Here is a 15,190-nt window from a genome sequence, read left to right as displayed (position 1 = left end):
CATTTGAACTGCAAAGGCTTTATATGAAATTCCATTCGCTTGAACAGATACCCAGCCAATCCCCTCCGCATAACCGCCAGGGCAGGCTCCGCTCCAAGAATGTTTGTTTTTAGGGTTGATATAAAGATCTGACAAATTCAAGCTGCACCCGTCAGTTGTTTTAATCGTATGTCCTTTTGAATACTCTGAAACAGGAGTAGCTTTCTTCTTCTTCCCAATCCCAAACAAAGCATGTGAATTAAGCGAAACCAGACAGACCAACACAAAAACGCCAAAAGAACGCATGAAAACCTCAAAAAATTGAATTTGATCCGCGTTTCTATCACTAAATACGTTTCTGTATGATTACATCGAAGAAACCAGCAAAATTTCCAAGGACCGTCTAATATCTGAACACCCCCACAACTCAACCAATTAACGCAATCCGCCCTCGCTACGGCGGCGAATTGCGTTACTCCACCGCCATCGCCTCGACCAAAATCCAGCCCACTCCTCCAACCTCCGCCCCTCCCCAAAAAACGCGCCTTCCCCAAAGGGGAACAGCCTACATCCCCCGCGCCAAGATGCAGGTCTTTTATGCCATTGGCTCTGTGTATAGCTATTATTGTCGCCCTTCGGTGGCGCATGGATGCGCGAACCACAGCGAAGCTGTGGCACCGACTGAGCCCGGATGGCGTGGCGACAATAATAGCTATACACAGAGCCAAACGTCGCATAAACTTAGACCAAAGCCAGTTCATGGAGGAATTGCTTTGAAATCTCTCGGCATTGACATCGGATCCAGCAGCATCAAGGTTGTTGAAGTGCAGTCCACTTCAAAGGGCTTTCAAGTAACTCAGTTCATGGAGCATCCACTCGGAATTTCTCCAGGCGCTGATCAGGAGCTTGAAATCCTTGAGTATTTGCGTGACCTCTCCAGTCTTTATGACCCGGCACAAACGCGGTTTAACTTTGCATTGCCACAAAATCGTGTGGCGATGCGAAACAAATTCTTCCCGTTCAATGACCGCATCAAGATCTCAAAATCTCTGGCCTTTGAGCTTGAAGAAGATCTGCCATTTTCATCTGACAATGCCATCTTTGACGCCAAAATCATTCGCACGGTAGGTTCCGGAGCGGAAGTTCTGGCGTGTGCAGCTCCAAAAATTCACGTGCAGAACCTGATTCAACGCGCGCAGGATTCCAACATGGATCCGTTCATCATTTCTTCCGAGGGCACTTCCTTTGCGAACGTGTTCGAACGCTGGAATGAGGCCCCACCCGCGTTGGCAGCTCCGGCTCTGAATCTGAATGAAGAAGTCAGACCCGTTCGTCAAATCACCATCACTCTGAATATTGGTCACAGCCGCACTTTGGTGTGCGCATTTGAAGGCAGCTCTCTGATTCAGGTGGGCTCGATCCTTTGGGGTGGCAAAAATATCGCTGACGCCATCGCCAAGAAATACGAAATTCCGTACATCGAAGCGATCAAGGAACTTCAGACCAAAGCGTTCATCCTGACCAACAAACAAGGTGCCACTTTTGATCAAGTCACGTTCTCGGACACGATCGCCAAATGTGTGCGCGAAATGGCGCGGGACCTGCAGCTGGCCATTCTGGAACTGAAGAGTGAATTCAACGCCCAAATCAACAGCATCCACCTGACCGGCGGCGTTTCCCAAATTCAGAATCTAGGCCCGTTCCTGACGCAAGTTCTGGAAGTGCCGGTGAACCGCGTGTCTGTTCTGGATCAGATCCCGAATGTGAATTTCGAACGCTCGGCCTATCACGGTGCTGTTTGCGGTGTGGCTTTGGGTCTGGCGATTGAAGGCTTCAAAAAACCAAGAAACCCACCTTTGAACTTCCTGCGCGGTGAGTTCGCCAAAGAAAATCACCAGCTGAAAATGTTCTGGGAAAAATGGGGCTCGACAATCAAAGTGGCGACGGCGGCTTTGGTGGTTTTGTTTGTGTACTCTTCTTTGCGTGAAAGCTTCGCTTTAAGTCTTGCGGACCGCACTCAGGAAGTGCTGAAGTCCCAGGCCAAGACTGTGGCCGGCCTGAAAGGCCGTGCCGCTTCTGAAAACGGCATTCGCAAGTACATCCGCGACAATAAAAAACGCGCCGCTGACCTAAAAACTCTGGCGAGCGTGGCCAACATGAATTCCGCCCTGGATATCGCCAAAAAGATCAACGATGCGGCTCCGCCAAAGTCCTCGATCACTTTGGACATTCACCAGATGGCGATTCAGGACGCACAGGTGACTTTGCAAGGGTATGTGAACTCCCCGCGCGAAATGAGTCTGTTGCAGCAAGCGCTGACCAATGTTTCCACGGATGGTCAGGTGAAAAGCGGCCAAAGCACTTTGGGTGCTCTGCCCGGCCGCACCGCTTTTTCATTCAGCTTCAATGTCGATCGCAATGTTGAGAAGGTGACAAGATGAGCAGTTTTGACGATTTAAAAGAAAAACTTGTCAGCGACGCCCGCGTAACCTGGGAACGCATCCAGGAAAGTGGTGCTTACAACCAACTGCGCGACCGCTATGAAAACATGACCCCTGCCATGCAAAAGCTCACTTTGGTGGGTGGCGTGGCGCTGGTTTCTTTGATCATTCTTTCCGTTCCCTATGGCAAGTACACTCAGTCCACTGAGTACGTCGGCGAATTTGAAAGCAAACGCATGACCATTCGTGAATTGCTGAAGGTCAGCCGTGAATCCTCGGATGTGCCGCAGATTCCTCAGGCGCCAAGCATGGACATGATTCGCAACAATATCGACAATCAAATCAAAGCGGCGAATCTTTTGCCGGAACAAATCAAAGGCACCGAGGTTCAGGAGAATAATTCCAATCTGGTTCCTAAAAATCTGACGGAAGGTCTTTTGCAGGTCAGCCTTGCAAAATTGAACATCCGTCAGGTGCTGGATCTGGGTTATCAGTTTCAGAGCATCAACCCCAGCGTGAAAATGAAAGACATGGTGATGACCGCCAACCGCGAGGACAACCGCTATTTTGACGTGGTTTACAAGCTGGTGGCCCTGGCCGTCCCTGCTGCTCCGGCACCGGAAGCTCCAGAGCCTCCTTCCCGCGGCAACCGCTTCAAACGCAACAACAACAATGACAGCGGAGACGAATAATGGAGCAGTTTCGTCAGTTGCTGAAATTGATCCGCGAAAGCAAAGGCAAAATCTTTGTCATGGTGGTTTCCGCCCTGGTGTTTGCTTTTATGCTGTTCCCGTTTGATGACCTGAGTGATTTGATTTCTTCCCAGGTATCCCGTCTGTCCAATAATTCAGTCTATGTGCAGTTTGAAAAACTGAAAATGAGCCTGTTCCCGCAACCGGGCGTGAAGATGGATCAAGTCTATATTGAATCCATCAGAACTCCGGCGATTTCGGCGACCGAGCTGGTGATCACCCCGTCTGTTCGTGGTCTGATTCAGCAAAAACCTTACGGCCATGTGTCTGCAAAGGGTTTGTTGAAAGGTGACGTCGATGTTCATGTTGGCAAAGGCAGCAAAACCGAAAACGGCGCCGAACGCCACAAGATCGAAGTCAGCGCAAAAAAGATTTCCCTGCATGACCTGCGCGAAATGGCGAACTTACCGATTCTACTGAAAGGTCAGCTGAATCTGGAATCCACGGCACTGGCTGATCTGACATTCCAAGAGCAACCTGATATCGAGATGAATCTTTCCATCAATCAGTTTGAACTTCCGCCTTCCAACGTGAACACCCCGATGGGGCCGTTGACGTTGCCGGATCTGAAACTGAGCACGGTGGAACTGAAGGGCCGCCTAGCCGCCGGACAGTTCGTGATTGAAACCGGCACCATTGGTAAACCGGGTGATGAGCTTTACGGCACTATCAAGGGCAAGATCGGCCTGACGATTGTGAATCGTGGAAACTCTTTCGGTCATCAGATCGGCGCCTATAACATCGAAGTGGATTTAAAAACAAAACGCAGCTTCCAAGAGCGTGCGGCTTTGTTTTTGACGTTCATCGATGGTTACAAAACTCCGACTTCGGAAGGTTCTCAGTACAAATTCAAGGTTTCCGCCAGCAACCCTATGATGCCGCCAAGCATCGGCGCTGTGCGTTAGTCCGACTTTTAGCCCCCCTGCCAGCCCCGCTTAAATTAACTTGATGCGGGGCTCTGCCTAAATATTGCTCACCCTCTTCACAATACAAATCAAGAGCGAAGTCCTTATTGACTTCAATCCGGTTCTGACAAAAAACGAACTGGTTAATTAATATTTGGAGGGAATATGTCCGGAGTAAATAAAGTTATCCTTGTAGGCCGTTTGGGCGCTGATCCTGAAGTTAAAGCGATCGGCAGTGGCAGCACTGTGGCGCGTTTGAACCTGGCTACAAGTGAGTCATGGGTAAAAGACGGTCAACGCCAAGAGCGCACTGAATGGCACCGTATCACTGTATGGGGCAAATTGGCTGAGATCTGCGGCAAACACCTTTCCAAAGGCCGTCAGGTTTACGTAGAAGGCAAATTGCAAACTCGTCAGTGGGAAGACCAACAAGGTCAAAAACGCTACACGACTGAAATCGTGGCTTCCACAGTTCAGTTCCTGGGTGCAGCTGGTGGCGAAAAGTCCTCTGGCAACTCTATGGGTAACGACGATTTCAACTTCCAAGATTTCGGTCCGGAGCCTAGCTTCAACTCTAACGATGAAATTCCATTCTAACGGCGGCAGCCGGCAGAGCTGGAGCGTCGGAGACGCGTAAGCTGAAGCAGCATTAAATTAAGCCTAAAGCCCTGAAGTAATTCGGGGCTTTTTTTTTGCCTTTTAAGTTCTTATAATTAAAGGGCTATGAAAAGTTTCATACTTTCCTCCCTTTTTGTGGTTTTGCTCAGCGGTTGTACAATCTACCGCTCGGAGGGTCGTAAGCAGTTTGAATCCGAAGCTCCGGACAAAGTGGCCGCCGCCTCTTTTCAGCTGATCAGCTGTAAAAAAGAGGGCAAACTTGAAACCTGGTTCAACGAGGAATTCCCCTCTCACACCTACGAACTTGTCATCTCTGAAACCGATCTGGAAATCTGGCGCACGCTCCGTGGCGAAGTGGTCGAAGTCAAAGCTTTGCAAAAAAGCGAAAAGGCCACTCAGTCCTGCATCTATCAATTCGCCAATGAGACCATCTGGACTCTGTACAAAGATCAATTCATCCGTGAACTTGAAAACAACCTGATGACACTGGAATAGAGGCCCCCGAGTGAATTTCAAAAACCAGCTGTGCGCTTTGAGTCTTCTGCTTTGTTTTTCCTCCACAGGCCTTGCCGCATCGGTTTCTGCAGTCAAAGGGCAAAAAGTTCTGATCAACCTGGATGGCGATGCCACCGAGGTGGGTGAAGAGTTCTACCTGATCAACCCGTCCACACAAAAGCGCTCGGCCATCATTCGCATCAAACAAGTCAAAGGCAACAAGGCCCTGGGCGAAATCGTTCGTGGCAAAGCTGCAGATGGTTTTACTTTGCAAGCCAAAGCTCCGTCTGCCATGTCTGCTGACGCCCCTCCAGAAACGCCTGAAGAGGCTGCTCCTAGACAAACCAATGCCACCGGCTATTTGCGTGTCCTGAAGGACTCCTGGGGCGTTTTGGGCGGCTATCTGATGAACTCCATGGATGCGGACATCACCTATCGTGACAGCTTCGGCATCAGCCAGAAAGCTTCTGCCAGCATGTCCGGCACAGGATTTGGTTTCGGCGGCTTTTATGACTATGCCCTGAACAACAGCCTGGTGGGCCGTGGTTATGCGGCGATGGAGCAGTTCAACGTCACAGGCAGCACAACCGAAGCCGCTTGCAACAGCAGCACCACTTGTGACGCCAAAATCACCTATCTGTCTTTGTATGGCCTTTTGAAATGGTATCCGATTCAAGACAAGTACCGCGTGTGGCTGGGTGGTGGCATGGGTTACCTGCTGGCACTTTCCAAGTCTTCCACCGCACTGAATGAATCAGAAATCTCCACCAATCAGGTCTTCACTTTCGGCGGCGGTTTGGACTGGCAGATGGATCGTAAAAACTACATTCCCGTCAGCATCGAATACAATATGTTCCCGGCTTCCGACACTGTGAAAGCCAGCATGATTGTGATCAAAGCCGGATGGGCTTGGAATTTGTAAAATCACATTTTAATTCGGACACTGTAATTCTCATTTGATAATCGCGTTTATCAATAGATTCTCATTAGATTTCAAAAGTTGACCCCTGCCCTCTTTGATTTTAGAAATCACGCCAGTTCATTAAAACCTCAATCTAGGAGAAAACATGAAAAAATTTGCACTGGCACTTCTATTGGTTCTTCCATTCTCTGCCCAAGCAAACCAAGACCTGGTTCTTGACGGCGAAAGATGGTTGGCAAAATTCACAGCTTACGTTTGTGACGATGGCAACACTCAGACAGCAACTCCGGTTGATATTTCTTCCCGCAACATCATCTTCACAACGGCTTCTGCAGACTACTCTTTGGACAACATCCTTCTGAAGGCGACTTACACTGAAGGTGACTCCACTTGCAACTACAGCACTTTGATGTTGGCAGACAACGCTCTTTGGACGGTATCTTTGACTCAATCCAAAGCTTACGCGACTTCCGGCACTTCTGACTGCTCTGAAGGCAAAGCCTACCTGGATCAATTGCTGGCTAAAAACGACTACAAATACCTTCACGGCCGTGTGGCTGTTTACGTTCCAGTTTCTGACGCCGCGGACCTGTGTGATTCCGACAAAGTGGGTATCCACATCCAAGTTACTGGCCGTGTGAAGTAATTTTACTGCCAATTTGACCGATTTCTTTCAAAAAACCCCCATCACTAAACTGATGGGGGTTTTTATTTCTAAGCCCCCCTCACAAAGACCCTCTCTTATTTTCTCAATACGCTTACATCCACTCTGAGAACTTGCCCCCTCTAGCGCCCCATATTAAAACCAACCAACGCTAAATGACTCTTATTCGCAGGAACATATCGTGACCGGACGGCTTTTTAAAATTCTCTATAAATTCCACATATATGTGGGCATTTTCGTGGCCGTGCACCTGTTTGTTTTGATCCTGACCGGAACCATTTTGATCCTGAAGGACGAGATCGAAGGTCATGACAGCCATCAGGAAGAGCACCATGCCGAAGTCATTCCGGCCATGGACACCCATATAGAAAAAATTCTGCAGAAATACCCGGAGGACCGCCCCCAGTCCTTCAACATCGAAGAAGTTGATCACAATGTCGCGCAACTTCGCATGGGCACGAAGGGTTCAAAACTTTTCCGTGAATCGCACCGCGTGTATTTCAACGTTCACACGGGCGAAGAGGTCTCGGCACCAAAGAAAACCGACGGGGTTATGGATTTCATCCTGCGCCTGCATCGTGAGTTCCTGCTGGGCTCCAACGGCAAAATCTATGTCGGCCTGATCGGCGTGCTTTACGCCTTTACGCTGATTTCAGGCTTCTTCATTTACGGCAACTTTTCGCGCAAGACGAACTTTGGCGAAGTTCGCAAAGGCTCCACCCGCGCCACCATGGGAGACCTGCACCGCTTTATCGGCATGACCGCCTTTGCCTGGAGTTTGATGATCGGCGTGACTGGTTCGTTCCTTGGGTTCTCTTCCACTCTGATCAAAGTCTTTCAATACAGTGAACTGCAAAAACTGAATGTGCAGTATCCCACAGCTCCCCAGGCCCCGCTGGCGCCTTTGGACAAGGTGATCGCGTCTGCGCAGAAGGCTTTGCCAGAATCCACTTTTGATTTCATGGTGTTTCCGGACACGCAGTTCTCGCCTCCGGGCCACTTCATGGTCCTGATGCATGGAAACACACCGATGACCGAACGTCTTGTGGACCTGGTTATCATTGATGGCGTTACGGGAGAACTGACGGAGGTGCGTGAGCTTCCATGGTATCTGAAAGTCGCCATGCTGTCAGAACCTCTGCATTTCGGAAACTATGGCGGATTGTTCCTGAAAATATTGTGGGTGATTCTGTCTGTGGCGTCACTGGTGATGCCAGTTTCAGGAATTTACATCTGGTGGAACCGTCGCCGTAAAAAAGCTCCTGCCCCTGCTGCCAAAGCCACTTCCATACAGCCTTGGAAAGGTGCTTTGTTTAAAAAGATCTACACCGTGCCGGTGATCCTGTCCGTCTTTTCAACAACCGCCGTGATCGGCAGCTTCCTGGTTCAAGGGGCCCTGAACACCCTGTTTGTCGCGGCTCTGATCGTGCCGGTGTACATCGTCGTTTACTTCGTGGTCGCGTGGCTGAAAAAGGGAGCTCAATGAAGAAGCTGAGCGCCCTGGGACATTTAAACACCACCACTTTCAGTGCCATCCAGATGATGACCTTCACGCTGATTCCGTTCATTGCGGAAAAAGCGACTTTGAGTTTGTCATCCGTGGTGCTGAGTTTCAGCGTGGGAAGTTTTCTGTTCCTGTGGTCCAGCCCTTTCTGGGCATCCCGCAGTGACAGCTGGGGCCGCATGAAAGTTCTTTCTGTCGGTATGCTGGGACTTTTTCTTTCCACCGGGATTCTGACTGCGGTATTGATGGCGCCGGGAACTTATTGGATGAATGAACTAGCCGTGTGGGGAAGCCGCCTGCTTTATGGCCTGACGGCCGCTGCAATCGTTCCAGTATCCCAAGCCCTGCAAATTGATCAGCACCCGGAACAGACGCCATTGAAGTCCATGCTGTCCAACTCCATGAGTCTGAATGTGGGCCGTGCATTGGGGCCGCTGTATCTGCTTTTGGGGGGCGGTTCCAACATGCTTTTGATTTTGCAAAGCACGGTTGTGTGGGCGCTCGTGGTATTGGGCTTGAACCTGTTTGGCATCACACAGTCGGAAGCTCCGAAGGCGACACAGACCGAGCGCATTTCGATCTTGGAATGGAAGTCCGCCCTGCGCCACATTTCTGACATCTTTTCACTGGCGATCTTGTTCACAAGCTTTGTCGGCATTTTGAATTTCTCATTGGCTTCCATCCTGAAAAAATCCTTCGACCTGACTTCGGTCGATTCCAGCGTCTTGATGGCAAAACTGCTTTTGGTCAGCGCAATTTTGGCTGTGCTCACTCAAGCTCTGGGTAAAGTTCTTTTCAAAAATCCGTGGCAAGGTGCCATGATCGTAGGCGTGGCCACCCTGCTGGGCGCAAGCCTGATCCTGGGTGATCTGGGCGGCTGGGCGCAGCTTTGGCTGGCGATTGTTCTTTTGTCAGTGGGGCTTTCCCTGATTCCACCTTGCTATATGGCCTTGATGGCGACACGCGGCCCTGAACTGCAGTTTGGCCGTCGTGCCGGGCTTGCGGCTGCCGCCAATACACTGGGTTACACCTTTGGCGGGGGCCTGGCCGCTTTGACTTTTAAATTGGATCTTTTCGGCATTGAAAGTGTGATGACGGCGCTCGTTGTTGTCATGGCATTGAACATTGCCCTTCTTTACAGACGTCGCGAGGCGGTCTATGCATAATTTCAAAGAACTGGCCCTGAAACACACGGTCTCTTGCTTTATGAATTCCCTGTTCAGGGAATATCAAAATTTTACTTTTGAAGCAGGAACCACTCCGGAAAAGACTGACGTCATTTCTGTGGACCTTAAAAATGGCCAGGAAGTGCTGATTCCCCTGAGCAAAAAGTCCCTGCTGGGACGCCACGAATACACCGGCACTTTCTATTTGCGCCACGGCTCGGCTTTGCAATCCGTTGATTTCAACCAGGCCGCAAATGAGCTTCTGACGTTCCTGTGCAAACACTGGGAACAGGATCTTGGCAAAAAAGATCTGTTCATGGGCCGCCTTGAAAACAGCCTGCACAATATGGAGCTTTCCCTGAAAGCTCGCGAAAAGGACATTGAACACATCTATTCCGGCAAAGTCAGCTTCATCGAGGCGGAACAAGGCCTGATGGTCGGTCACAACTTTCACCCGTATCCCAAAATGCGTGAGGGATTTGATGATCGTGATTTTGAAATTTATTCTCCGGAAATGGGCGGACGCTTCCCCTTGCACTGGTTCTTTGTAAAACCTGAAGTCCTGCATGTGCAAACTGCGGCAGCCTTTGCCACCAAGAACTGGACCGATCACCTGTTCCAGGCTGAAGGATCCGGCAGCATTCCGGAAGGCTTTGTCGCATTCCCCGTTCACCCATGGCAGCGCCAGCATCTTTTGAAAAACGCTTCGATCCAGTCCTATCTCGAAAAAGGTCTGATTGTGGACGGCGGCGTGGTATCAACCAAAATCTGGCATCCAACGTCTTCCTTGCGCTCAATTTACGGGGCCCACAGCCCGTATATGCTGAAGTTTTCTTTGACCGTGCGACTGACCAATTCCATCCGTCACCTGACTGACGTGGAAGTTGTGCGCGGTCTGCAAGTGTATGACGTGATGGCGACCACCGTCGGGAAAAAGTTCCTGCAGGACAACCCGCAGTTTGAAGTGGTCTTTGAACCTGCTTTTGCCGCGTTGAAAACCATCGATGGGAAAGTCATCAACGAAAGCATCGTGGTCTGCCGGGAAAATCCGTTCCAAACCGAAGTCCCAGGTGAAGAAAACATCGTGGTTTCCACACTGGCCCAGGACAATCCCCTGGGTGGCGACACCTTGATCTGGAAACAGGTGCAGAAGCTTGCGAAATCATCCGGTAAAAATCTGAAAGACGCCAGCCGCGAATGGTTTAAGCACTATATGCAGGTGGCGTTGCAGCCGTTTATCACGGCTCAAAGTGAATACGGCATTTTGCTGGGCGCGCACCAGCAGAACATGATTTTGCGTATTTCTGAAAATCTGCCGGTGAAGGCCTATTTCCGTGATTGCCAGGGAACGGGTTACAGCGAACAAGGCTACAGTCTTTATCACAATGACGTGGCAAGTCTGACCCGTGATAACGGCAACATTCTGGATAACAAAGGCAATATTCTTTTTGCCTACTATCTGCTGGTGAATTCAACCTGGAATATTCTGGCAGCCCTGTCGCATCCAGAAGGAGCCAGCGAAGCCCTGCTGATTCAGGATATGAACGAGTTCATCAAAGGCCTGTATAAACCGAATCTGCCGGACACAAGCTTTTTGGATTACGTGACCCGCGATGCGCGCATCTGGCAAAAAGGCAACTTCATCTGCAGCCTGCAAAGTCTGAATGAAAACACTGTGGCCAACCCATTGGCTATTTACAATTTGATCGACAACCCAATCTCTTTCTCTGGAGCCCTGTCATGAACATCCAATTCTCCACTTACGTTTGCGCCACTGGTCAGGCTTTTAACGTGCACATCGAAGGCACAACGGGCCTTCTGAAAACGGACAAAGTTCAAGTCCCTTTCAAAGTTTCTGTCGATGGCGAAAGCACCACCCTGAACACCAACGGCGCCGTCTCTGCTGTTGAAATTCTGGCGATGCTGGAAGCTCTGTTTAACTCCAACAAATCTTTGCAGTCTGTGACTGTCACTGACGCGCACCCTGAAATTCAGGCCCTGGTGGGTGCCAATACGTCTCCGTTGGTTGTGAATCGTGATGATTTCTTCCAGCTTCGTCCACTTTGGGTTCACAACGGTTTGAACACATGGACTCCGGAAAAATGGACAACGACCAAAGACGTCGCTCACCCGGTGCGCCCCGCAATTCAAGAAGGTCAGATCCTTTACCGCCGCACTTTGAGCGACGGCAAAGTTTTGACTTTCCGTGTGGCGCATATCGAAAAAGACCTGGATATCTTCCACGAGTGGCACAACCAGCCGCGTGTACTGAAATTCTGGGAACTGGACAAACCCAAAGAAGAACTGCGTGATTACCTTGCAAAAGGTCTGAAGGACGGCCACCAATTCCCGACCATTCTGGAATTTGACGGAGTGCCGGTGGGTTACTTTGAAATGTACTGGACCAAAGAAGACCGCCTGGGTCCATACTATGATTCAGAGGCCTTTGACCGTGGCTTCCACTTCCTGATTGGGGATGTCAGCGTGCTGGGCTTTGCCAACACCGACGCCATCTTGAAATCCGTGTGCCATTACCTGTTCCTGGAAGAACCCCGCACGCGTAAAATCATGGCAGAGCCTCGTTCGGACAATGTCAACGTCCTGAAGTACCTGGAAACTTTCACCGCGTGGAAGAAACTGAAAGAATTCGACTTCCCTCACAAACGTGCGGCGCTGCTGGAGTGCCGTCGTGAAGCCTTCTTCGGGGGACGCTACCTATGAGTTCTTTGGCCGACTGGAAAAACATCAATCTGCAGATGATCGCAAAAAGTCTGCAGGAGCTCACCTATGAACAGGTGATCAACCCCGTGGCCACAACCACGCGGGATGAATCCGTCGTCGGCCCTTATGAACTGACGCTGGCAAATCAGACCGTTTATAAATTCAATGCCTGGCGTGGCCTTTGGACGGATCTGAAGGTGGATCCGGCGTCAATCACCCGCAACGGCGTTACCGCGGAAAGTGCCGGACAGTTCTTTATCGACTGCCAGAAAGAAACCGGCATGGATGACATCATCCTAGCCAATTTTTTGGAAGAGATGCACAACACCCTGTATGCGGACTTGCGCGTGCTGGAACTGAATCGTCAGGTAACTGCTGAAGAAATGACTGCCTTCAGCGGGGAAAAGGTTCAGACCTTTTTGAAGGGGCATCCGAAAATCTTGCTGAATAAAGGCCGTATCGGCTGGAGTGCAGCAGATCAAGATCTTTACGGACCTGAAAACGCCAAGCCCGTTCAGTTTTACTGGCTGGCTGTTCGCAAGACTCAAACCCTGGAGGGATTGGATGCCCGTCTTTCCTGGGACGATGTATTGAACGAGTGTCTTTCGGACAAAACAGCTTTTGAAAAAGAGCTGGCTGCTAAAAACATCTCAAAGTCCGATCACCACTTTGTCCCGGTTCATCCGTGGCAGTGGGAACGCTATATCAAAATTCAATACGGAACGGATTTGGCCTGTGGCCACATTCACTTCCTGGGAGCCTTTGGTGACCAGTACCTGCCGCAGATCAGCCTGCGCACGTTCAGCAACATCACCCGCCCGGGAAAACTCGACATCAAGCTGCCAATCACGATCCTGAACACTTCGGCCATTCGCGGGATCCCGGGCAAGTACATGAAGCAAGGCCCGGCGCTCAGCACCGCTCTGAGCGAACTTTGCCAGAAGGATGAAGTCCTGTCAGGCGTGACAGTGCTTGAAGAAAAAGCCGGTCTGTCCGTCAGCCACGGCTTGTACAACCAGATTGCCCAGGCCCCTTACCGCTACAATGAGTTATTGGGTGTTTTGTGGCGCCAAAGTTCAGACTGCCACCTTGCTGAAGGCGAAACGGCCATTATCGCCGGAAGCCTTTTCCATCGCGATGCCAAGGGGCATTCGCTGTTGGGTGCTTACGCGAAAGCCTCCGGTCTGGATCTTGGTTCCTGGCTTGCGCGGTACTTTGAAAAAGTCTTTATCCCGCTTTACCACCTGCAGGCCCGTTACGGGATCGGCCTGGTGGCCCATGGGCAGAACGTGGTCATCCGTCTGAAAAACTCCACACCCTCCGGGGTCTTCTTGAAAGATTTTCAGGGGGATTTGCGCCTGAGTGATGACTCCAGCTCCCTTTCCGGCTTCGATTTAACCCGATTACCGAGACATTATCTGATTCATGATCTTTTGACTGGTCATTTAGTAACGGTGTTACGTTTTATCTCCGAAACTTTGCAAGAATGCGATAAATATCCCGAGATTGAATTCTATGCCGTTTTGGGTAGGACTCTTGAGTCTTATCTGGCGGAAAATCCGGAGATCAAAGCTTTGAACTATTTTGGCAAAATCGACCTTCTTCAGGACACCTTCCACCGCGTATTGGTGAACAAAGTCCGTTTCAAAATCGGCTATGCAGATTCTGCCGAGCGCCCACTGCCAATCCTGGGTGAGGATCTGAAAAACCCCGTGGCCCTGGCCCTTAAAAAGGGGCGCGCATGAGCGACAACAAACACTATGATCTGATCGGTATCGGCATTGGTTTGTTCAACCTGAGTCTGGCAGCTTTGCTAAGCAAGACTCCGGATGTGAAATTCCGCTTCTTTGATCGCAAACACCGCTTTGACTGGCATTCTGAAATCATGTTCGCGGATTCTGAAATGCAGACTTCTTACATGAAGGATCTGGTCACGGCGGCAGATCCGACGAACCCATTCAGCTTCATGAACTTCCTGGTTCAAAAGGGTTTGTTCTATGCGTTCCTGAACACAGGACGGCAGACCATCACCCGTCGTGAATTTGAAATGTACTGCCAGTGGGTCAGCCAGAATCTGCCTGAATACCTGAGCTTTGACAGCGACATTGAATCTGTCACCTACGACGGCAGCAAATTCATCCTGACCATCAATGGTGAAATCTTCACCGCGCAGAATATCTGTATTGGTACGGGCCTTGTCCCGCACCTGCCAGAGTTTGCACAGGCCCTGGAAGGTCCGGAAGTCTTCCACGCCAAGTCCAGCTATCTGAAGCTGCTTGATGCCACCAACAAAGACGTTGTCGTGGTCGGCGGTGGTCAGACCGGTCTTGAAATCTTCCGCAACTGCCTGCAGGGCAAATGGGGTCATCCGAAAAGTCTGAAGCTGATTGCCAGCCGCCAGAATCTGGAGCCGCTGGACAACTCTCCGTTCGTGAACGAATACTTCACACCGTCTTACGTGAAAGAGTTCCTGCAGCTGGATCAGGATCAAAAAGATCCTATCGTAAAATATCAAAAACTGGCCAGCGACGGAAACACTCCGGAATATCTGGAAACCCTGTACCGCGATCTTTACCAGCTAAAACACGTTTGGGGCGACAAACGTCAGATTGAAATTCTGCCGTACCGTCGTGTGACTGAAATGGTGAAAATCGGTGATCGCTACAAAATGCACATCCACAATGGCTTTAGCAACCAGAGCGAAACCACGACGGCTGACACCGTGGTGCTAAGTACGGGCTTCCGCGTGAACATCCCGTCTTTGATTGAGCCTTTGCGCCCGATGATCAATTTCGATGAAAATGGCCGTTTCCAGATGAATCAGGACTTCCAGGTTTCCTGGAACGGTTCAGAGAACAACAAAATCTTTGCGTTGAACTTCAGCCGTCATGGTCACGGGATCTCGGAACCGCAGACCAGTCTGATGGCATGGCGTTCGGCCCGCATCATCAACAACCTGACAAAAAAGAGCATCTTCCCGATCGACAAGGCTGTGCCTAACTTTATTACCTACATCTAGTGAG

13 protein-coding genes are annotated in these 15,190 nt (G+C 50.4%); all 13 read left to right on the top strand.

The features are described 5' to 3' along the window. Positions 1–752 precede the first annotated feature (752 nt). The 13 genes from pilM to BD_RS07150 all read left to right on the top strand — a co-directional run bounded on the left by pilM (position 753) and on the right by BD_RS07150 (position 15,186). Positions 753–2,420, top strand: a complete 1,668-nt coding sequence (gene pilM / locus BD_RS07210; RefSeq protein ID WP_157865667.1) for a pilus assembly protein PilM — start codon at positions 753–755, stop codon at positions 2,418–2,420. Further along, positions 2,417–3,112 carry a hypothetical protein gene (locus BD_RS07205; protein ID WP_011164064.1) on the top strand — a complete coding sequence of 232 codons (696 nt, stop codon included), beginning with the start codon at positions 2,417–2,419 and terminating at the stop codon, positions 3,110–3,112. The genes pilM and BD_RS07205 overlap by 4 nt, the downstream gene beginning before the upstream one ends. Next, complete coding sequence (gene gspN / locus BD_RS07200) at positions 3,112–4,077, top strand: type II secretion system protein GspN (RefSeq protein WP_011164063.1); 966 nt, start codon at positions 3,112–3,114, stop codon at positions 4,075–4,077. Before BD_RS07205 ends, gspN begins: the two co-directional genes overlap by 1 nt. Positions 4,078–4,242: 165 nt before the next feature. Continuing rightward, positions 4,243–4,674 carry a single-stranded DNA-binding protein gene (locus tag BD_RS07195; protein WP_011164062.1) on the top strand — a complete coding sequence of 144 codons (432 nt, stop codon included), beginning with the start codon at positions 4,243–4,245 and terminating at the stop codon, positions 4,672–4,674. A gap of 126 nt (positions 4,675–4,800) precedes the next feature. Beyond that, the gene (locus BD_RS07190) at positions 4,801–5,190 is read left to right on the top strand and encodes a hypothetical protein (RefSeq protein WP_011164061.1); all 390 of its coding nucleotides are present in this window, start codon (positions 4,801–4,803) and stop codon (positions 5,188–5,190) included. Positions 5,191–5,200: 10 nt separating this feature from the next. After that, positions 5,201–6,112 (top strand): outer membrane beta-barrel protein, encoded by a 912-nt coding sequence (locus BD_RS07185; protein WP_011164060.1) that lies wholly within the window; start codon positions 5,201–5,203, stop codon positions 6,110–6,112. Between the two features lie 145 nt (positions 6,113–6,257). Then, positions 6,258–6,758 (top strand): hypothetical protein, encoded by a 501-nt coding sequence (locus tag BD_RS07180; protein WP_011164059.1) that lies wholly within the window; start codon positions 6,258–6,260, stop codon positions 6,756–6,758. Positions 6,759–6,957: 199 nt separating this feature from the next. Beyond that, positions 6,958–8,262, top strand: coding sequence for a PepSY-associated TM helix domain-containing protein (locus BD_RS07175; protein ID WP_011164058.1), 1,305 nt, complete (start codon positions 6,958–6,960; stop codon positions 8,260–8,262). After that, the gene (locus tag BD_RS07170) at positions 8,259–9,446 is read left to right on the top strand and encodes an MFS transporter (RefSeq protein ID WP_011164057.1); all 1,188 of its coding nucleotides are present in this window, start codon (positions 8,259–8,261) and stop codon (positions 9,444–9,446) included. Before BD_RS07175 ends, BD_RS07170 begins: the two co-directional genes overlap by 4 nt. Then, positions 9,439–11,190: an IucA/IucC family protein gene (locus BD_RS07165; RefSeq protein ID WP_011164056.1), complete on the top strand. Its 1,752-nt coding sequence runs from the start codon at positions 9,439–9,441 to the stop codon at positions 11,188–11,190. The genes BD_RS07170 and BD_RS07165 overlap by 8 nt, the downstream gene beginning before the upstream one ends. Further along, on the top strand, positions 11,187–12,167 hold the full coding sequence (locus BD_RS07160) for a GNAT family N-acetyltransferase (RefSeq protein WP_011164055.1): 981 nt from the start codon (positions 11,187–11,189) through the stop codon (positions 12,165–12,167). Before BD_RS07165 ends, BD_RS07160 begins: the two co-directional genes overlap by 4 nt. After that, entirely contained in the window at positions 12,164–13,912 is a 1,749-nt protein-coding gene (locus BD_RS07155) for an IucA/IucC family protein (RefSeq protein ID WP_011164054.1), read from the top strand. Before BD_RS07160 ends, BD_RS07155 begins: the two co-directional genes overlap by 4 nt. Continuing rightward, complete coding sequence (locus BD_RS07150; RefSeq protein ID WP_011164053.1) at positions 13,909–15,186, top strand: lysine N(6)-hydroxylase/L-ornithine N(5)-oxygenase family protein; 1,278 nt, start codon at positions 13,909–13,911, stop codon at positions 15,184–15,186. Before BD_RS07155 ends, BD_RS07150 begins: the two co-directional genes overlap by 4 nt. The last annotated feature ends 4 nt before the right edge of the window (positions 15,187–15,190 follow it).

The sequence above is a fragment of the Bdellovibrio bacteriovorus HD100 genome (assembly GCF_000196175.1).
GTDB classification, from domain to species: domain Bacteria; phylum Bdellovibrionota; class Bdellovibrionia; order Bdellovibrionales; family Bdellovibrionaceae; genus Bdellovibrio; species Bdellovibrio bacteriovorus.
This window is presented reverse-complemented; position numbering and strand designations above follow the sequence as displayed.